This is a genomic window from Pelagihabitans pacificus (genome assembly GCF_009371985.2).
In the GTDB taxonomy this organism is placed as follows: domain Bacteria; phylum Bacteroidota; class Bacteroidia; order Flavobacteriales; family Flavobacteriaceae; genus Pelagihabitans; species Pelagihabitans pacificus.
On the sequence record NZ_VIKU02000005.1, the window covers coordinates 1 to 17,726 of the forward strand.

Sequence of the window (17,726 nt, forward strand, 5' to 3'; positions counted from 1 at the left end):
CTTTTACTAAAAAATGTGGGGAGAGCAGTCCCGACGCTTCGGGAGAACCTGCGAACAATCCCGTGACGAAATAATTCGATCCCAACACTTTCTTTTACTAAAAAATGTGGGGAGAGCAGGATTCGAACCTGCGAAGACATAGTCAGCAGATTTACAGTCTGCCCTCGTTGGCCGCTTGAGTATCTCCCCTATTTTTTATCTCAATACATACATGAACGTTAATGAACGTTGGGTTCAGTCCTTTTTTTAAGATTGCACAACCAACATTTTCTGCAATTTGTGTTAAAAAGGAACCCATTCAATTGATGTAAGGACGAATGTTCTTTCCATCAATTTCAACCCTTTTCGAAAAAAGCGGCTTTTACTTACTTTGAGCCGATAGAGGGACTCGAACCCACGACCTGCTGATTACAAATCAGCTGCTCTAGCCAGCTGAGCTACATCGGCCTTTCACCTCTTTTTTATGCATAAAAAAGTCCGCTATTTCTAACGGACTGCAAATGTAGATATTTATTTGTTTAATCAAAATAATTTTTGCGAATTTTTAATCACACCTGAAGTCGCATTTTCTCTTTCCTTTTCTTAAGCTTTCTTTCCAATGAACTGCAGGCAGAATCAACTGCTTCTTCGAACGATTTACACTGTTTTTTTACAACGTATCGGTCTTTGGGAACATTTACCTGAATCTCGACAATCTTATTTTCCTTTCCACTTGTTTTTTGCACCTTCATATATACGTCGGAGCTTATGACTTTGTCATAAAACACTTCTAATTTATTGAGCCGGTTTTGAATAAAATCGATGAGTTGGCCGTCTGCACTAAAATTCACGGATTGCGTGTTTACTTTCATAAATTAGGGTTTAAATTCAACTTACGCCTGTGTTCGAATTACTTCTTACTCCTAGGATGGGAAGAAGCATGCACTCTTTTAAGTTCGGCTATACTATTATGGGTGTATACCTGCGTAGATGCCAAACTTGAATGACCCAATAATTCCTTTACCGAATTAAGGTCCGCCCCTTTGTTGAGCAGATGGGTCGCAAACGTGTGTCTAAGGATATGAGGACTCTTTTTTACCTTTGAGGACACCTTACTAAAATACCCATTTATAATTCTGTAAACAAGGGTTTCATATATTTTTTTACCTCCTTTTGTCAAAAAAACATACGCTTCGTCGAGTATCGGGGCAAGTCGTTCCCGTTCTTTAAAATAGTCTTGAAAAAGTTCAATTGTTGAAGGCAATAAGGGAATGAACCGCTCCTTATTTCTTTTCCCCACTACTTTGATGGTTCTTCCCGAAAGGTTCAGTGCCTCCATTTTTAGATTAATGAGCTCCCCCCTTCTTATACCTGTCGTATACAACAATTCAATTAGTAACTTATCGCGAAGGCCGTCAAAATCAGTTTGGAAGTGTATTTGGTTTAAAATTTTCTCCATTTCGCTCTCTGAAAACGGTATCTCGACTTTCTTGGGTGTTTTGAGCGCCTTATGCTTCGCCAAAGGGTTGGCCTTTAGCTGTTCCGTTCGCAATAAAAATTTATAATACGCCTTTAAGGACGCCACTTTTCGGTTGACAGAACGATTCGTAACCCCAGAATCGACCAAACCCACTATCCAACTTCGTACAATACTATAACCGATCGTGTCAATGGTATCTAAACCATATTCCTCTAAACAAAAGGAACCAAATGTTTCGATATCACTCCTGTAGGCGTTAACGGTGTGATCGGAATATTTTTTCTCTAGCGATAAATACGACAAAAAAGCGGGCAGTGACATATGGTAAAGTTACAAAAGTAGTCGGCACAATTAAAAAATTTCCCGAAATCGGCTACCCTTCACGCAGCGTAGACGAATCGGATAGAAAAATATCGCTCTCCAATGGGAGCCCTGATCCTAGTCAATATGGTATGTACCCTTAAGACTCCTGTGTGAAAACTACTAAATGCTGGTAGTAGCGGATTTAGATAAAATCCCAACCCGACTCTAAATTTAAACAAAAAAAACCCATCGTAATGATGGGTTTTATTATCGTTAAAGGAATTTCAGGAATTCTTAGATTTCCTCTCTATCCTTAAGTCCTTGAATATACTGTGCCTTTTGTATCTGTGCCCTGCGCTCTACAGATGGCTTTGTAAACTGCTGACGTTTGCGCAACTGTCGCATGGTGCCTGTTTTGTCGAACTTTCGCTTAAAACGCTTCAAAGCTCTATCGATGTTTTCTCCTTCTTTAATAGGTATTATTAACATTGGCTACAACCTCCTTTCTTTAATGATTAAGGCTGCAAAGATAAAAACTAATTTGCAACTAACAACTATCATTCAATAAATATCCGTGAAGGCATCGATGAAGATTCTGGTCAAAGCACCATCCGGTGTTGATTACAAATCTTTGGAAGGTTTGTATTCTTTCTTATCGATGACTATTTTGGCAATTATTTCCCGTAAAATTTCTGAAGTACCGCCTCCGATGGGGCCTAAACGGCTATCTCTCAATAACCTTGCCATCGGGTAGTCTTCGATATATCCGTAGCCGCCCAAAAACTGCAGGCATTCATAAGCCACCTCATCGGCCATTTTGGTCGATCTTAATTTTGAGATTGTCGCTTCCTTGACCACATACTCCCCCTTTTGCATTTTGTAAGTAACCGCATAGTTGTACTGGCGACATATATCCATATCGGCGTATAGGTCCGCGATACGGTGTCTCAACGCTTGATATTGATTGATAGTTTTGCCGAAGGTTTCACGCTCGGACATATACTGAAGGGCATAATCCAACGCATACTCCGCTCTCGCGTGGGCATTGACACCCATTATCAAACGTTCCAGAGCGAAAGCCTCCATGATATATGAAAACCCTTTGTTCTCAACGCCCATGAGATTGGAAGCAGGGACCTCGACATTATCAAAAGCCAACTCTGCCGTATCCGATGCCCGCCATCCCAACTTGTTCAGTTTGTTGGCGGTAACACCCTTACTTTTAAGATCTACGATGAAAACACTGATGCCTTTATTACCTGCGGAAGGATCGGTTTTCGCAGCTAAAATGGTATAATCACCATACACCCCGTTGGTAATAAAGGTCTTGGACCCGTTTACAATATAACGATCCCCTTTTTTGATCGCTGTGGTTCTCATTCCTGCAACATCACTACCACCAAAAGGCTCACTCACCCCTAGACAACCTATTTTTTCGCCGTGGACACTTGGGGTCAAATAGGTTTTTTTCTGATAGTCGTTCCCATTTTTGTTCAAATGGGTCATTGCCAAATAGGCGTGCGCCCACATGGCTGCGGCAAATCCCCCTGAATTTATCTTTTGAAGTTCCTCTAATAGAATGACCGTATAAAAGAGGTCTAGGCCCAATCCGCCATATGCTTCAGGGGTGGCCAGACCGAAATATCCCATATCGGCAAACTTCTTCCAGATGAACCTATCGATGGTTCCGGTCTCTTCCCATTTCTCGAGATGTGGGACTACTTCTTTCTTTAAAAAATCTTTGAGGCTTTCCCTAAAAAGGCGATGTTCTTCAGTGAAGTACATACTGTGCATAGCAATAATTTTATAGGGACAAATATAAAGCTATTCTATCAATCTTCTCGACCGGAAAATCGGGAATATTTCTCAATTCATCCAAGCTTGAAAAGCTGCCGTTCATGTTGCGATAGTTAACCATTTCATTTGCAACGGCATACTTAATATAGATCAAGGAACTAATCTCGGAGGCCGACGAAGTATTGATATTTATTTTCCGAACAAGGGGTCTGTTCAATACTTTATATTTTCTCAAAACCCGGTCTGCCACCCCAGGGTCGAGACCGTAGACATCATAGAGTTGTTCATCCACTAGAAAACCTCCCAGTCTATCCCGAAATTTTAGGATCCTGGTGGAGAGTGTTTCCCCTATGCCATTGATGGCTCTCAATTGTTCGACCGTAACGGAATTCAAATCGGCTATCACTTCGTCGGTCGATGAATCTTTGGCCAGGGAATCAAATGAGTCGCTATCACCGCGAACTGTTTGGGACGTTTCGTAGGTGCCGGAAATCGACCGCCTATTTTTTTTAGTCCATTCCGGAAACTTGAATTGAGGGGACATCGCTCTTAACAGGGAATCGGACACCATAGTCACTTGCTGGAATTCTTCCGGCGAATTCACAAAGTTATTGCCCGCACGAAAGGCATGTAACCTATCGATTTCCGCTACCGACATGCCCAAGATGTAGCCCTTATAGTCGGTAATAAAATTTGGATTGAACGGATACGTCTTATTGGACTCCTTGCGAAGGGCCCTTCCCTTTAGTGTATCTATTTGCGCTTGTAGGGCCGAATCGACCAAGAGGGTGTCGCCATCTGCGTTTCTTGGAAACGATTTGAAAACAAAATACCCGATTTGAAGCAGTACGATGATCAGCAACAAATAGAAAATCCCACTCCGTTCCTGCTTATTGAACCTGAAGTGGGATTGGTAATTCTTCAAAAGATTGTTATTATTTTCCCAATCCTTTGATAGCTTCCAAGTATTTGCCGAGTTCGTCCTTGACCCTCGGGAAGAGAATCAGTAATCCTATCATGTTCGGAAATACCAAAGCGAGTATCATTGCGTCGGAAAAAGCAAATACCGCTCCCATGGAGGCAGAGGCTCCAATAATGATAAAGGCGATAAACAAAATTTTATAGCACAAATCGGCCATTTTGCCTCTTCCGAACAAATATTTCCAAGATTGAAGGCCATAATACGACCAAGATATCATTGTCGATATTGCGAAAAGCACCACCGCTAATGTCAGCACATATGGGAACCAAGGGATAACGGATTGAAAGGCCATCGAGGTAAGGGTAACACCGCCGACCGTTACTCCGTCTACAATCACATTTCCCACTCCATCCCCACCATAATCAAAGGCACCTCCGCTGTTAAAGAAAATAATCACCAAAGCGGTCATTGTACAGATAACCACGGTGTCGATGAAAGGTTCCAAGAGCGCTACGATACCCTCACTTGCAGGATATTTTGTCTTCACTGCGGAGTGTGCGATTGCCGCCGAGCCAGCACCTGCTTCATTGGAGAAAACCGCCCTTCTAAATCCGACTATAAGCACTCCAAAAAGTCCACCCAACCCAGCTTCAGGGGTGAATGCGCCTTTAAATATTAATCCAAATGCATCATCGATATAAGAGAAATTGGCAAAGATAACTATCAAACAGGCCAGTGCATAGATGACGGCCATAAAAGGAACTATCTTCTCAGTAACGGAAGCGATTCGTTTAATGCCACCTATGATTACGACTCCCACCAATATGGCCAAAACCACACCAATAATGAAACCTGAGGAACCTCCTTCCAAACCGACCATCGCAATTAGTTGTTCAGCTGCCTGGTTCGACTGAACAGCGTTACCGCCACCGAACGATGCGCCTACACAAAGAATTGCGAAAATTACTGCCAATGCCTTTCCCAGCCCCGTATAACCTCGAGCCTTAAGCCCTCTTGAAAGATAGTACATCGGGCCTCCATAGACAGTACCATTTTCATCGACGTCCCTATATTTTACCCCCAAGGTACACTCTACGAATTTGGTCGACATACTCAACAGACCGCAAATAATCATCCAAAAAGTAGCCCCTGGACCTCCGATAGCAATTGCCAAGGCAACACCGGCGATATTCCCTAAACCTACTGTTCCAGAGACCGCGGTTGCCAATGCTTGAAAATGGCTAACCTCTCCCTCTTCGCTTTCATCGCGAATAGTATCCGGTAGATCGCCATCCACTATATTTACTTCCGCCTTTTCGACCCCATGCCCTTCCGGGGCCTCTACTTCGTCATATTTTCCTCGAACCACATTGATTGCCAAAGGAAATCTCCTGATATTTACAAAACCAAAGTACAAGGTGAAAAAGGTAGCGCCTAACACCAACACAAAAACTACAAGGGGCACTCCGGTGCCGGGAACTTGCCAAAAAACGATACTCTCCCAAACTGCAGTAATCGGTTCGAACCATGCGTTGATACGTTCATCCAACCCCATTTCAGTAGTTTCCTGTGCAAACGAAATAAAAGGCAAAAGGAAGGTAATCAACGAAAGTATCCTGTACTTCATCATATGGTTTTCGGTTTTAAAATTTGAATTGATTCGGCGGCAATATCCTAAAAATATTCAATGCAATCAAATATAATAGTTGAATTAACTCATTCGATATGGAACATTTCGTTCAATTTCCGAATCTGCTCCGGTCGACCCAAAACGATCACCTTACTTTTTGGCTGTAGTTGCATATCGGCTTCGGGATTAATAATGTATTCACCGTCGGGAGCAATATACCCAATAATCGTGCAGCCTGTTTTTCTGCGGAGATCTAAATCACGGAGGGAGTTACACTCGACCTGGTCGGCAAAATCCTCTATAGGTACTTCTTCCAAGTTGGTAGTGTGCTCACCTTCCATACCCAGCTTGTCCATGAATGTAATAAGGTCAGGCATCACCACTAGCGAGGCCATGTGGTCTCCTCCTATTTTATCGGGCATAATCACCTTATTTGCACCAGCCAAGAATAATTTTTTCTGAGAGGTGGCAAAGGAGGCCCTGCTAATAATGAAAAGGTCTCTATTTAATTGTCTTGCAGAGAGTACGACAAACAAATTGGCCGCGTCATCAGGAAGGGTAGTAATCAGGTATTGGGCATTTTCGATACCCGCCTCGCGAAGCACTTCATCCTCATTGGCGTCGCCTTCGACAAACAAAATATCCGCCTCGTATTTTTCGATGACTTCCCGATCTTTTTCAATGACTACGAAAGGCCGTTTATAAGCTTTTAGCCGTTCAGCCGCCTGCATGCCATTGCGACCATGACCACACACAACCACATGGTTGGATAGACTTTTGATTTTGTTTCTCACCTTTTTCTTTTTTAAAAGTTGCAACGAATTTCTACCCAATACGTACTCAGTAATAACCGATATGGCGTATCCTAGGATAAAAACACTTGCCATAATTAAAAGTACAGTAAAAATCTTAGCGGTGTCATCTAATGGTTGTACCTCTTTAAACCCTACCGTGGCCATGGTGATGATTGTCATATACAAGGCATCGATCCATGTGTAATCCGCTAGAAATCGATATCCCATGACCCCGAACAGCACCACTGTGAACATCAGCGATAGCGCAAGGTAAATTTTGGAACGGAACAGTTTAATCATTTTAGAGGTCAAAAACGGAAGTTCTTTTGGTATGAATCAAATCCTTTATACGAAGCCAGAATGCCAAAAACAGATACAACGCGAAACCAAAGCCTAGGGTAACGAAAGTAAGATAAATAAAGGAAGTGCGCACCACCCTGGCCCGGATGCCCAACCGTTCCGCAATACGTCGGCACACTTCGAATCCACGTTTCTGAAAATAGTAGAGAATTGTGTAAAATAAATTCATAGAGCTAAAATTACTAAAAAGGCGAGATATTCCAGTACAATACGGTGAGACAAAAACAATGGGACAACACTTCGGTCAATGTCGGACGTACCGGTCCGGAACTTTTTGGACTTAAGCTTGGAGTAAACTAGCCCCGATAGCGCATTGCAGACATTTGTTCTTTGTACAATACTCATTGTATAACTGTATCAGTGCCTGACTCTCTTTGGCATTATCGATTTCCAAACCATGTTTCCCAAAATTGGAAATAATACTGTTCTTCTCTTCTTTTATATTCGAGATGATGCGCAGTATCTCGTCTCCGGCATTTTTACCTTTGTAATTGCTATAGCTGAATTTCAATGGAAGTATCGAGTTAATGATCAACAGATCGATAAACTTCTTCGAAAGCTTTTTGCTGCTTTTTTTGGAAGACTTGCCAAAAGTAAAGTGATCGTTCCAGTAGAGGCTGGCCCCTAAATCAAAAAAGGTATAAATGGTATCCAGGTCTTGGGAATTCATTAGTTTGCTGAACAAATTTTCATGGCTACCGTACACGTTGGCCAACTGCGAAAGCCGAATTGTGGGAAAGTTTGGCGGCCGAAGTTTAAAGAACCCTGGTTTTGGTATCGCTTCGTTATCCAATCCGAACTTTCTCTTTTGATACCGATACTCTTTTTGTATTTGCAAATAATAATCGTCGAAAACGGATGGATCATCCAACAAATGCGACATACCCAAAAGTACGGCTTCCATCGTTTGCGTGTTCGACCGTAACTTTCGAACTACGGAGAAATTCAAAGTTTTGCCTAATTCCAAAAAAGCCTCCCCATTGATCTTAAGTCCAAAACTTTTTAACAAAAGAATAAAAAGAACCTGTTCCCAGTCGTTTTTCGACTGCTTGAGGAGTTGATCAATAAGCAATGATTTCTGTTCCAAACGTTCCAAAAACAAACGGTCTAGCCAATTTTGAACTAGAAAAGTCTCGATTTGGGAAACACTCTTTTCACAGTTGATAAAAGACTTGTGCCTAGCATCAAAAAGGTTTTGATAAGCTTGTAGTATTTCGCTTGAAATAAAATCCTTTAACTGCAATGTCGGAATTTTGGTATTGTCGCTTCGAAACACGTCGCCATCATCCTGCCAGACAACATGTAGAATCACATTATTGTAATTGGGATCCCGTTCATGATGATGTGCAAACCAGTCGGATGAATTCAAATGGAGCTCCACGTTCCCTGCCCATAATTGCCCGTCGATTTCAATTTTTGAGTTGAAAAAATCAGGACCGGCTAAATGATTATGTGTTCCAACATCAACAATGAAAATGGTTTCACCGGCAGTGGTAACGAGATTTGAAAGCTGCAGTTTTTTGTATTTCCAGATAAAATGAAGGAGATCTTCTTTCACAAAGTTTGCAGTTAAGGTGTGCCCACCTCGGGCAAAGGGAGCAAAATAAGCTAAAAACACAAAACCAAAAAATACTCGATAGTCGAACGAGTCCTTGAAATTGGTTTGAGCTACTCATCTAGCACCAAATAGCGAGCGGATCTACCATTTTACCGATTCGTCAAGTGTTAATGGAGGGAACGAAGGTTAACCTGGCTTGTTCTTCGTTGACTCATAGACTATCCTGTGGTGATCTCTCCTTGCCACTCCATGAACCCACCTTCCAAATTATAGGCGTTTGGAAACCCAAGACTGTTCATAATGGCACATGCCTGTCCACTGCGGTTTCCACTGCGACAATAAACATAGTAGTTCTTACTCTTATCCAGTTTTTGAAGCTCGTCGATAAATCCCTGCCCCAAATAAATGTCGATATGCCGTGCATCGGGAATATAGCCCTCCGCTATTTCATCATCGGTTCTAACGTCCAAAATGACGGCATCGCCGTCTTGTGCCAGTTGTTGGGACCATTCTTCTTGGGATAAATCTGCCATACTTTACGTCGTTAAGGATGTGCCAAAAATACGTTTTTTGTCGTATATGCCAAGAAAAGAAGTTTAACAAAACTTTAAGGCCGGAGTAGTTGTGCGTATCCAAATGCATCATACATTTGTATATACAAATATTGTAACTACATGAATGTAGAGCAGGTCATAAAAACCAAGCGGGAAATTCCTCTTAAAAGCAGAACCGTTATTCATTTTATGCTGGTGAACAACAAAATCAACGAACGTATTACCGCCGTATTAAAACCTTTCGAGGTATCGCTACAACAATTCAATGTACTTCGGATTCTACGGGGACAAGAAGGAAAACCGGCCAACTTATCCACCTTGAACGAACGTATGGTGACCAAAATGAGTAATACTACCCGATTGGTCTACAAGTTATTGCTAAAAGGCTATGTGGACAGGGCTACATGTCCGTCCAACAGAAGAAAAGTAGAAATAACCATCACCGAACACGGGAAAAATGCACTAAAAAAAATGGATGTGGCAATGCAGAATGCCGAGGATGATATCCTAAAAAATTTCTCGGATGAGGAACTCAAAGAGTTGAATAACTTGTTTAATAAGTTTTAATACATCGTAAAACAGAAACACTAATTATTAATTAAATTTAAATTTTAAAACAATGAAAAAAGGAGTAGTAAGTTTAGCATTCGCACTGGTATTTGGTTTTGCAGCCACTGCAACCGAGCCCTTAGCCGATGAAAAAAAGGAAGTAAAAACGGATGCCAGCAAGGTCACCTGGAAAGCTTATAAGGTAACCGGGTCCCATTACGGAAGTATTGCACTAGAAGAAGGAGCTTTGGTATTCGATGGGGACAAACTGACCGGGGGAGAGTTCGTAGTAGACATGACTACCATCAATACAGAGGATTTGGAAGGCGAGTACAAGCAAAAATTGGACGGACACTTAAACTCCGCCGATTTTTTTGATACCGCAAATCACAAAACATCCTCCCTAAAGTTTACGGAAGTTAAATCTACCGGCAAGAATTCCTACGAGGTCACAGGCGATTTAACCATCAAAGGCATTACAAAGCCAATCACTTTTGACGTATCGATCTACGGGAGCAAAGCAACCGCTACTATGAAAGTAGACCGTACCAATTACGATGTCAAATACGGTTCTGGAAGCTTTTTCGACAACCTGGGGGACAAAACCATTTACGATGAATTCGACCTTGTAGTAGATTTGGAATTCTAGAACACCATATGATTTAAATAGGCTTAACCTCACAGCCTGGAGCCTTGAAACTATCATAGTTTCGAGGCTCCATAATTTTTATGCCCCAAGCGATTTGTATTTATTAAAATCATTTCTATATTTGAACCAATGAAAAGTAATGGAACAAATACTTGGTGGTGGTTTGACTCCCGACGAACATCGTGAGCTGAACTTCATTATAGTACAACTATAGAGGGCCTGTCATCACGACAGGCCTTCCTTTTTTATCAACAATCGTACAATGCGTTACCAACTCGAAACACATTCCAAAAAAATCCTGGCCGATACTATTACTCCGGTCAGTGTGTATCTAAAAATTAGGGATCGATTCCCGAACAGTATCCTTTTGGAAAGCAGCGACTACCATGCGAACGATAATAGTTTCTCTTACATCTGTTGCAATCCGATTGCTTCCATCAAAGTTGAAAATGAGATGGTTTCGCAGCAATTTCCCGATGGCACATCCCACGAGATGGGTATCTCGTCGGATTCCGATGTAGTGGAAATCATTCACGATTTCAGCAAAAAGTTTAAGGCGGGGGAAAATAGTTTCAAATTTATCGATAACGGGTTGTTCGGCTATATGGCCTACGATGCGGTTCGTTATTTTGAGGCGGTCGAAATAAATAAGAAAAAAGGGTCGGTGGCAATACCTGACATCTATTACGCCGTATACCAAAATATCATCGCCATCAATCACTTCAAAAACGAGGCCTATCTGTTTGCCCACTGTTTCGAGTCTGACAACAATATCCCTGAACTAGAGCGACTTTTGAATGTCAAAAATTTTGCTTCCTATAATTTTTCAACCGAAGGAGAGCCCGTTTCCAACTTGGAGGATGAAGAATATAAGGAACATGTACGGTTGGCCAAAAAACATTGTCAACGCGGTGATGTCTTTCAGTTGGTTCTGTCCCGAAGATTTTCCCAAGGGTTTAAAGGCGACGAGTTTAACGTTTATAGGGCGCTACGGTCCGTCAACCCATCACCCTACCTTTTTTATTTTGACTACGGGGACTTTAAAATTTTCGGAAGTTCCCCGGAAGCACAGTTGATCGTCAAGGATGGAAAAGCCGAAATACACCCGATTGCAGGTACTTTTAAAAGAACGGGAAATGACGAGGAAGACGCCAAATTGGCCAAAGCGCTTACCGAAGACGATAAGGAAAACAGTGAGCACGTAATGTTGGTTGATCTCGCAAGGAACGACCTTAGTCGAAATGGCAATATGGTTAAAGTGGCCAACTACCGGGAAGTGCAGTTTTTTTCCCATGTAATCCATTTGGTCTCCAAGGTAACCGGGCAAAAGAAGACCGACATTCCCACTATGAAGGTCGTAGCGGACACCTTCCCGGCAGGAACCCTGAGCGGTGCGCCCAAGCATAGGGCCATGCAACTCATTGAGCAATACGAAAAGACAAGCAGGGGCTACTATGGCGGTGCTATTGGATTCATGGATTTCAACGGGAATTTTAACCACGCCATCATGATCCGTACCTTTTTAAGCAAAAACCACCATTTGCACTATCAGGCCGGTGCCGGATTGGTTGCTGCCTCCGATCCGGAGGATGAACTGCAAGAGACCTATAATAAGCTAGGCGCCCTGACAAAGGCGTTGGAAATCGCTAAAACCATATGAAGATGAAGAAGATTTTAGTGATCGATAATTACGACAGTTTTACCTATAATCTTGTACATTATTTAGAAGACTTAGGTTGTGAAGTGGTCGTAAAACGCAACGACCAACTCACCTTGGAAGAAGTCGATGCCTACGAAAAAATAGTATTGTCCCCGGGACCTGGGATCCCGGATGAGGCCGGCCTCTTAAAGGCAATTATTTCGGCCTATGCCCCGACAAAAAGTATCTTTGGTGTGTGCTTGGGTCAACAGGCAATCGGGGAAGTCTTTGGAGGCTCACTCATCAATCTCGACGAAGTATACCATGGGATCGCTACCAAGATAAACATTGCCGAGGACGATGTTCTTTTTGAAGGGATGCCCAAAGAAATCGAGGTCGGACGATACCATTCATGGGTCGTTTCCCCTGAGCTTCCAGCGGTTTTGGAAGCGACTTCCTTTGATGAAAACGGACAGGTCATGTCGTTGCGCCACAAAGAATATGATGTGCGCGCGGTACAGTTTCATCCCGAGTCGGTCTTAACACCTCAAGGGAAGAAAATATTGGAAAATTGGTTGGAAAACTAACCTTAATTTACTTCGACTTATGAACGGATATTGAAGCAAAAATGGGATTCTCCTTTTGCACGAATGGAAACTAAAAGCCCTCTTAATGAAAGAAACACTCAACAAACTCATTAACCACGAACTCCTCTCCAAGGAAGAGGCGAAACAAATCTTGGTGAATATCGCCATCGGGGAGTACAATACCAGCCAAATAGCTGCTTTCTTGACAGTATATATGATGAGAAGTGTCACCATCGAAGAACTGGAAGGCTTTCGGGATGCCCTGCTGGAATTATGCTTGGCGGTCGATTTGTCCGACTACAATCCTATTGATCTATGCGGAACGGGCGGGGATGGTAAGGATACCTTCAATATATCGACCTTGGCCTCTTTCGTGACCGCCGGGGCGGATGTTAAGGTAACCAAGCATGGCAACTATGGCGTATCTTCGAAATGTGGCAGCAGCAATGTCATGGAGTTTTTGGGTATCAAATTCAGCAACGAGGCGGACTTTTTGAAAAAATCGATCGATGAGGCGGGAATCTGTGTACTGCATGCGCCGCTCTTTCATCCTGCAATGAAAAATGTAGCTCCTATTCGAAGGGAGCTTGGTGTCAAGACCTTTTTTAACATGTTGGGGCCTATGGTAAACCCTGCTTTCCCAAAAAATCAGATGGTCGGGGTCTTTAATCTGGAGCTGGCCCGTATGTATGGCTATCTCTATCAGAATACCGATAAAAAATTTACGGTATTGCATGCACTGGATGGCTATGATGAAATATCTTTGACCGGAAGCACCAAGACGATTTCCAACGAGTCGGAGGGCATGCTACGTCCCGAGGATTTTGGGGTATCGGCCATAGCACAAGCCGATATCGTTGGTGGCGACAACATTGAAGAATCAGCTCAAATTTTCATGAAAGTACTTGAAGGCAATGGTACAGAGCCACAGAACAATGTAGTATGTGCCAATGCAGGAATAGCCATTGCCACGGTCAAGAACCTCGGTCCGAAAGAAGGTTTTGAAAAGGCCAAGGAATCGTTGTTGAGCGGAAAGGGCCTGGATGCGTTGAAGAAATTGCAGCAATTGAGTCGATAGTTTCCCTGTGAGAAAGGGGCATCACAGGGTTGTTTGTATACCCTTCCGGCCCTACTTTGTATGAGGAAGTTAAAAATAAAAAATGAGCATTCTAGATAAAATAGTAGCGGACAAACGGAAGGAGGTCGATTTGAAAAAATCGCTCATCCCGATATCCTATTTGGAAAACTCCGTGTTATTCAATCGGGAAACGGTTTCCCTGTCGGATGCACTTCGCAGAAGTGACACGGGTATCATTGCCGAACACAAAAGGAGGTCCCCCTCGAAATCGGAAATTAATCAGGGACTTAATGTGCAGCAAGTCGTGCAAGGCTATCAAAATGCAGGGGTATGCGGTATATCGGTCTTGACCGATGGTAAATATTTTGGTGGGTCGTTGGATGATCTTTTATTGGCCCGTGCCTCGGTTCGGATACCCTTGTTACGCAAGGAATTCATTATCGATGAATACCAACTTTTGGAAGCCAAGGCCCATGGTGCCGATGTCGTTCTTTTGATTGCGGCCATACTCACTAGAGATGAAATCAAGACCTTTTCGGAATTGGCCAAAAGTTTAGGGTTGGAGGTACTTCTGGAAGTGCATAACCAGGAGGAGCTGCAGAAATCAAGGTTGTACAGCCTTGACATGCTTGGTGTGAACAATCGAAATCTGAAGACTTTTGAAGTGAGTCTGGAGACCAGTAAATCGCTCTCCAAACTGATTCCTGAGGAGTTTGTAAAAGTGTCGGAAAGTGGTATCAGCAACATTACGGCCATCCGGGATTTACAGGTCTATGGATACCAAGGGTTTTTAATCGGAGAGAACTTTATGAAGACCGATAATCCCGGACAATATGCGATGGACTTCATAAAACAACTCAAATAACGATTCATGGAGTACTACTATACCAATAAAAAAGATACTGTCAGCAACGGTGGCACAGCTGCATTGAAGCTAAAGGTATGTGGTATGAACAAAAACACTTCGGAAGTCGCGAGCTTGAACCCGGATTATTTAGGTTTCATATTCTGGGAACCCTCCAAGCGTTCCTTTGAAGGGGATATGCCATCGATACCCCATCGTATCAAGAAGGTGGGGGTTTTTGTAGATGCGACTATGGAAATCATCGCTGAAAAAGTCGATACCTACGGATTGCTAATGGTGCAATTACACGGAAATGAAAGTCCGGGGTTTTGCGATACACTAAAAGCACGTCTTCCACAGATAAAAATTATCAAGGTGTTCTCGATCAAAGACAACTTTGATTTCACCATCTTACGACATTTTGAGGATGTTTGCGATTTTTATTTATTCGATGCCAAGGGTGAACTTCCCGGAGGCAATGGGTATGGTTTCGATTGGAAGGCAATGGCCAGTTATCCCTCGATCAAACCCTACTTTTTGAGTGGGGGTATTGGATTGGAACAATTGGAATCACTTCAAGAATTTTTAAAACGGCCCGAATCAAAGTACTGTCACGCTATTGATATCAACAGTCGATTTGAAATCGAGCCCGGATTGAAAGATGTAAAAAGATTAGGGCAGTTCAAGAAATTACTAAGTATCGATTAAGTGCTATGAAACGAAAAAAAAGGACCACTACCATTTCGGGGGAGACCGAAAGGAAATCTTATCACGCAGACGAAAAGGGTAATTATGGAGAGTTCGGGGGGGCCTACATCCCTGAAATGCTGTACCCTAATACCGAGGAACTACGGCAAAACTATCTTCGAATCATGGCCGACCCTTCCTTTCAAAGGGAGTTCGACCACTTGCTCAAAGACTATGTAGGTCGCCCTACACCGCTGTACTTCGCAGAACGACTCTCCCAAAAATATGGAACAAAAATCTACCTCAAACGGGAAGACCTATGTCACACAGGTGCACATAAAGTAAACAACACCATCGGGCAAATCTTGATGGCGAAAAAATTGGGCAAAAACCGCATCATCGCAGAAACCGGGGCAGGGCAACACGGGGTCGCCACGGCAACGGTCTGTGCCCTAATGGGCATTGAATGCGTGGTGTATATGGGAGAAATAGACATCGCCCGTCAAGCTCCGAACGTCGCCCGTATGAAAATGTTGGGTGCTAAAGTGCGCCCGGCACTTTCCGGTAGTCGTACCCTTAAGGATGCCACTAACGAAGCCATTCGCGATTGGATCAACAACCCGGTCGATACCCATTATATTATCGGATCGGTGGTGGGGCCGCACCCCTACCCCGATATGGTAGCCCGTTTTCAGTCGGTCATCTCCGAGGAAATCAAATGGCAGCTCAAAGAAAAGGAAGGACGTGAAAATCCCGATTACGTGGTCGCCTGCGTTGGAGGTGGCAGCAATGCGGCCGGTGCCTATTTCCATTATCTAGATGTTCCCGAAGTAGGAATCATTGCCGTGGAAGCAGCTGGAAAAGGTATAGATACCGGGGAAAGTGCCGCGACTTCGGCCTTGGGAAAAGTAGGCATCATCCACGGGAGCAAGACCCTCTTGATGCAGACCCAAGACGGCCAGATTACCGAACCCTATTCCATTTCAGCCGGACTCGATTACCCAGGAGTAGGGCCTATGCACGCGCATCTGTTCAAATCGGGTCGAGGGGAATTTATCTCGATTACCGACGATGAAGCCATGACGGCCGGATTAGAAGTTTCGCAATTGGAGGGCATCATTCCCGCCATCGAAACCTCCCACGCCTTTGCCATTTTCGATTATAAACAATTCAAGGAAGACGATGTGGTCGTAATTAATTTATCTGGGCGAGGAGACAAGGATTTACAGACGTATATAGACTATTTCAAACTATAAAATGAGTAAAGAGTATGCTGTAAAAAGTAATCAGTAGACTTTGTTACTCGTATTTTTAATATGAACCGAATCAATCAAAAACTCCAGGAAGATAAAAAACTCCTCTCAATCTATTTCACAGCGGGTTATCCAGCGCTCAACGATACCGTACCCATTATTCGGGAGTTGGAAAAAAACGGGGTGGACATGATCGAGATCGGGCTGCCCTTTAGTGATCCTTTGGCGGATGGCCCCACCATACAGGCCAGCTCTACCGCCGCCTTGCAGAATGGTATGCGTACCGAGCTTCTTTTCGAACAATTAAAGGATATTCGTAAGACCGTTTCGATACCCCTGATTGTAATGGGCTATTTTAATCCCATGCTCCAATACGGGGTGGAGGCTTTTTGCAGAAAGTGCCATGAAATCGGAATCGATGGAATCATCATGCCCGATCTCCCCTTGGATGTTTACCAAGAGCAATACGAGGCTATTTTCACAAAATACGGACTCATCAATGTTTTCTTGATTACTCCCCAAACCAGTGAAGAACGTATTCGTCAAATCGATGGAGCCTCGGCAGGCTTCATTTACATGGTGAGCTCCGCCAGTGTGACCGGCTCGAAAGATGGTTTTGGGAATGCCCAGACCGATTATTTCGAACGAATCGCCAGGATGGGTTTGAAAAATCCCCAAATCGTAGGTTTTGGCATCAGCAATGCCGAAACCTTTCAAGCAGCTACAGAAACGGCTAAGGGAGCCATTATCGGCTCGGCCTTCATTAAGCATTTAACGGACTACGGTATCGCGACTATCGGTGATTTCGTTGAAAAAATAAAATCGTGAAAGAACTCATCAACAATTGGAAAATAATACTGCTGCTATGCCTTACATTAGGGTTGGCCCCTTTTTTTCCAGAACCCCACCTCTGGGGCAAGCTGAAATGGATTGCCGGAGGCGCCGTGGGCATGAAACCCTTGGATTGGTTCGACCTGCTCCTTCACGGATTTCCTTTTTTGCTTTTGCTACGATTAATCGTGCTCCTGGCCTTTTCCAAGTCGAAGAAAGCTCCCTAGAACAA

At 43.3% G+C, this 17,726-nt stretch carries 20 protein-coding genes and 2 tRNA genes; 10 read left to right on the forward strand and 12 right to left on the reverse strand.

Annotated features, from left to right (window positions below; translation table 11 throughout):
* Positions 1-107: 107 nt before the first annotated feature.
* The 12 genes from FK220_RS15305 to FK220_RS15360 all read right to left on the reverse strand — a co-directional run bounded on the left by FK220_RS15305 (position 108) and on the right by FK220_RS15360 (position 9,356).
* Positions 108-189 (reverse strand) — tRNA-Tyr (locus tag FK220_RS15305).
* A gap of 184 nt (positions 190-373) precedes the next feature.
* Positions 374-447 (reverse strand) — tRNA-Thr (locus FK220_RS15310).
* A 101-nt stretch (positions 448-548) separates the two neighbouring features.
* Positions 549-851, reverse strand: coding sequence for a ribosome hibernation-promoting factor, HPF/YfiA family (gene hpf / locus FK220_RS15315; protein ID WP_152575231.1), 303 nt, complete (start codon positions 849-851; stop codon positions 549-551).
* A gap of 38 nt (positions 852-889) precedes the next feature.
* On the reverse strand, positions 890-1,780 hold the full coding sequence (locus tag FK220_RS15320) for a tyrosine-type recombinase/integrase (protein WP_152575232.1): 891 nt from the start codon (positions 1,778-1,780) through the stop codon (positions 890-892).
* Positions 1,781-2,056: 276 nt separating this feature from the next.
* A complete protein-coding gene (gene rpsU, locus FK220_RS15325; RefSeq protein WP_152575233.1) occupies positions 2,057-2,251 on the reverse strand; it encodes a 30S ribosomal protein S21 in 195 nt (64 codons plus the stop codon).
* 132 nt (positions 2,252-2,383) lie between these two features.
* On the reverse strand, positions 2,384-3,556 hold the full coding sequence (locus FK220_RS15330; RefSeq protein ID WP_152575234.1) for an acyl-CoA dehydrogenase family protein: 1,173 nt from the start codon (positions 3,554-3,556) through the stop codon (positions 2,384-2,386).
* A 10-nt stretch (positions 3,557-3,566) separates the two neighbouring features.
* Positions 3,567-4,484 carry a ComEA family DNA-binding protein gene (locus FK220_RS15335; RefSeq protein WP_152575235.1) on the reverse strand — a complete coding sequence of 306 codons (918 nt, stop codon included), beginning with the start codon at positions 4,482-4,484 and terminating at the stop codon, positions 3,567-3,569.
* Positions 4,485-4,494: 10 nt separating this feature from the next.
* Positions 4,495-6,108, reverse strand: a complete 1,614-nt coding sequence (locus tag FK220_RS15340; protein WP_152575548.1) for an alanine/glycine:cation symporter family protein — start codon at positions 6,106-6,108, stop codon at positions 4,495-4,497.
* Between the two features lie 89 nt (positions 6,109-6,197).
* Entirely contained in the window at positions 6,198-7,205 is a 1,008-nt protein-coding gene (locus FK220_RS15345; RefSeq protein ID WP_152575236.1) for a potassium channel family protein, read from the reverse strand.
* Position 7,206: 1 nt separating this feature from the next.
* A complete protein-coding gene (locus FK220_RS15350) occupies positions 7,207-7,434 on the reverse strand; it encodes a PspC domain-containing protein (protein ID WP_152575237.1) in 228 nt (75 codons plus the stop codon).
* A 111-nt stretch (positions 7,435-7,545) separates the two neighbouring features.
* Positions 7,546-8,823: a DUF2851 family protein gene (locus tag FK220_RS15355; protein ID WP_152575238.1), complete on the reverse strand. Its 1,278-nt coding sequence runs from the start codon at positions 8,821-8,823 to the stop codon at positions 7,546-7,548.
* A 218-nt stretch (positions 8,824-9,041) separates the two neighbouring features.
* Positions 9,042-9,356 (reverse strand): rhodanese-like domain-containing protein, encoded by a 315-nt coding sequence (locus FK220_RS15360; protein WP_152575239.1) that lies wholly within the window; start codon positions 9,354-9,356, stop codon positions 9,042-9,044.
* Between the two features lie 141 nt (positions 9,357-9,497).
* Here FK220_RS15360 and FK220_RS15365 point away from each other — a divergent pair, with 141 nt between their 5' ends.
* From FK220_RS15365 to FK220_RS15410, 10 genes are all read left to right on the forward strand, one after another.
* Complete coding sequence (locus tag FK220_RS15365) at positions 9,498-9,944, forward strand: MarR family winged helix-turn-helix transcriptional regulator (protein ID WP_152575240.1); 447 nt, start codon at positions 9,498-9,500, stop codon at positions 9,942-9,944.
* A 52-nt stretch (positions 9,945-9,996) separates the two neighbouring features.
* The gene (locus tag FK220_RS15370) at positions 9,997-10,575 is read left to right on the forward strand and encodes a YceI family protein (protein WP_152575241.1); all 579 of its coding nucleotides are present in this window, start codon (positions 9,997-9,999) and stop codon (positions 10,573-10,575) included.
* Between the two features lie 262 nt (positions 10,576-10,837).
* Positions 10,838-12,235, forward strand: a complete 1,398-nt coding sequence (locus tag FK220_RS15375; RefSeq protein ID WP_152575242.1) for an anthranilate synthase component I family protein — start codon at positions 10,838-10,840, stop codon at positions 12,233-12,235.
* 2 nt (positions 12,236-12,237) lie between these two features.
* Positions 12,238-12,801: an anthranilate synthase component II gene (locus tag FK220_RS15380; protein ID WP_152575243.1), complete on the forward strand. Its 564-nt coding sequence runs from the start codon at positions 12,238-12,240 to the stop codon at positions 12,799-12,801.
* 85 nt (positions 12,802-12,886) lie between these two features.
* Positions 12,887-13,879 (forward strand): anthranilate phosphoribosyltransferase, encoded by a 993-nt coding sequence (gene trpD, locus FK220_RS15385; protein WP_152575244.1) that lies wholly within the window; start codon positions 12,887-12,889, stop codon positions 13,877-13,879.
* An 82-nt stretch (positions 13,880-13,961) separates the two neighbouring features.
* A complete protein-coding gene (gene trpC / locus FK220_RS15390) occupies positions 13,962-14,744 on the forward strand; it encodes an indole-3-glycerol phosphate synthase TrpC (RefSeq protein WP_152575245.1) in 783 nt (260 codons plus the stop codon).
* 6 nt (positions 14,745-14,750) lie between these two features.
* On the forward strand, positions 14,751-15,431 hold the full coding sequence (locus FK220_RS15395; RefSeq protein ID WP_238719058.1) for a phosphoribosylanthranilate isomerase: 681 nt from the start codon (positions 14,751-14,753) through the stop codon (positions 15,429-15,431).
* Between the two features lie 5 nt (positions 15,432-15,436).
* Entirely contained in the window at positions 15,437-16,666 is a 1,230-nt protein-coding gene (gene trpB, locus FK220_RS15400; protein WP_152575246.1) for a tryptophan synthase subunit beta, read from the forward strand.
* Between the two features lie 60 nt (positions 16,667-16,726).
* Positions 16,727-17,491, forward strand: coding sequence for a tryptophan synthase subunit alpha (trpA, locus tag FK220_RS15405; RefSeq protein ID WP_152575247.1), 765 nt, complete (start codon positions 16,727-16,729; stop codon positions 17,489-17,491).
* Entirely contained in the window at positions 17,488-17,721 is a 234-nt protein-coding gene (locus tag FK220_RS15410) for a hypothetical protein (protein WP_152575248.1), read from the forward strand. Before trpA ends, FK220_RS15410 begins: the two co-directional genes overlap by 4 nt.
* Positions 17,722-17,726 lie beyond the last annotated feature (5 nt).

What these genes read in the sequence shown, in the direction of transcription:
- FK220_RS15340 (WP_152575548.1), bottom strand. Translation starts at nt 6,108, where the DNA reads ATGAAGTACAGGATACTTTCGTTGATTACCTTCCTTTTGCCTTTTATT.
- trpA (WP_152575247.1), top strand. Translation starts at nt 16,727, where the DNA reads ATGAACCGAATCAATCAAAAACTCCAGGAAGATAAAAAACTCCTCTCA.
- FK220_RS15360 (WP_152575239.1), bottom strand. Translation starts at nt 9,356, where the DNA reads ATGGCAGATTTATCCCAAGAAGAATGGTCCCAACAACTGGCACAAGAC.
- FK220_RS15395 (WP_238719058.1), top strand. Translation starts at nt 14,751, where the DNA reads ATGGAGTACTACTATACCAATAAAAAAGATACTGTCAGCAACGGTGGC.
- trpB (WP_152575246.1), top strand. Translation starts at nt 15,437, where the DNA reads ATGAAACGAAAAAAAAGGACCACTACCATTTCGGGGGAGACCGAAAGG.
- FK220_RS15375 (WP_152575242.1), top strand. Translation starts at nt 10,838, where the DNA reads ATGCGTTACCAACTCGAAACACATTCCAAAAAAATCCTGGCCGATACT.
- FK220_RS15330 (WP_152575234.1), bottom strand. Translation starts at nt 3,556, where the DNA reads ATGCACAGTATGTACTTCACTGAAGAACATCGCCTTTTTAGGGAAAGC.
- rpsU (WP_152575233.1), bottom strand. Translation starts at nt 2,251, where the DNA reads ATGTTAATAATACCTATTAAAGAAGGAGAAAACATCGATAGAGCTTTG.
- FK220_RS15345 (WP_152575236.1), bottom strand. Translation starts at nt 7,205, where the DNA reads ATGATTAAACTGTTCCGTTCCAAAATTTACCTTGCGCTATCGCTGATG.
- FK220_RS15320 (WP_152575232.1), bottom strand. Translation starts at nt 1,780, where the DNA reads ATGTCACTGCCCGCTTTTTTGTCGTATTTATCGCTAGAGAAAAAATAT.
- hpf (WP_152575231.1), bottom strand. Translation starts at nt 851, where the DNA reads ATGAAAGTAAACACGCAATCCGTGAATTTTAGTGCAGACGGCCAACTC.
- trpD (WP_152575244.1), top strand. Translation starts at nt 12,887, where the DNA reads ATGAAAGAAACACTCAACAAACTCATTAACCACGAACTCCTCTCCAAG.
- FK220_RS15365 (WP_152575240.1), top strand. Translation starts at nt 9,498, where the DNA reads ATGAATGTAGAGCAGGTCATAAAAACCAAGCGGGAAATTCCTCTTAAA.
- FK220_RS15370 (WP_152575241.1), top strand. Translation starts at nt 9,997, where the DNA reads ATGAAAAAAGGAGTAGTAAGTTTAGCATTCGCACTGGTATTTGGTTTT.
- trpC (WP_152575245.1), top strand. Translation starts at nt 13,962, where the DNA reads ATGAGCATTCTAGATAAAATAGTAGCGGACAAACGGAAGGAGGTCGAT.
- FK220_RS15350 (WP_152575237.1), bottom strand. Translation starts at nt 7,434, where the DNA reads ATGAATTTATTTTACACAATTCTCTACTATTTTCAGAAACGTGGATTC.
- FK220_RS15380 (WP_152575243.1), top strand. Translation starts at nt 12,238, where the DNA reads ATGAAGAAGATTTTAGTGATCGATAATTACGACAGTTTTACCTATAAT.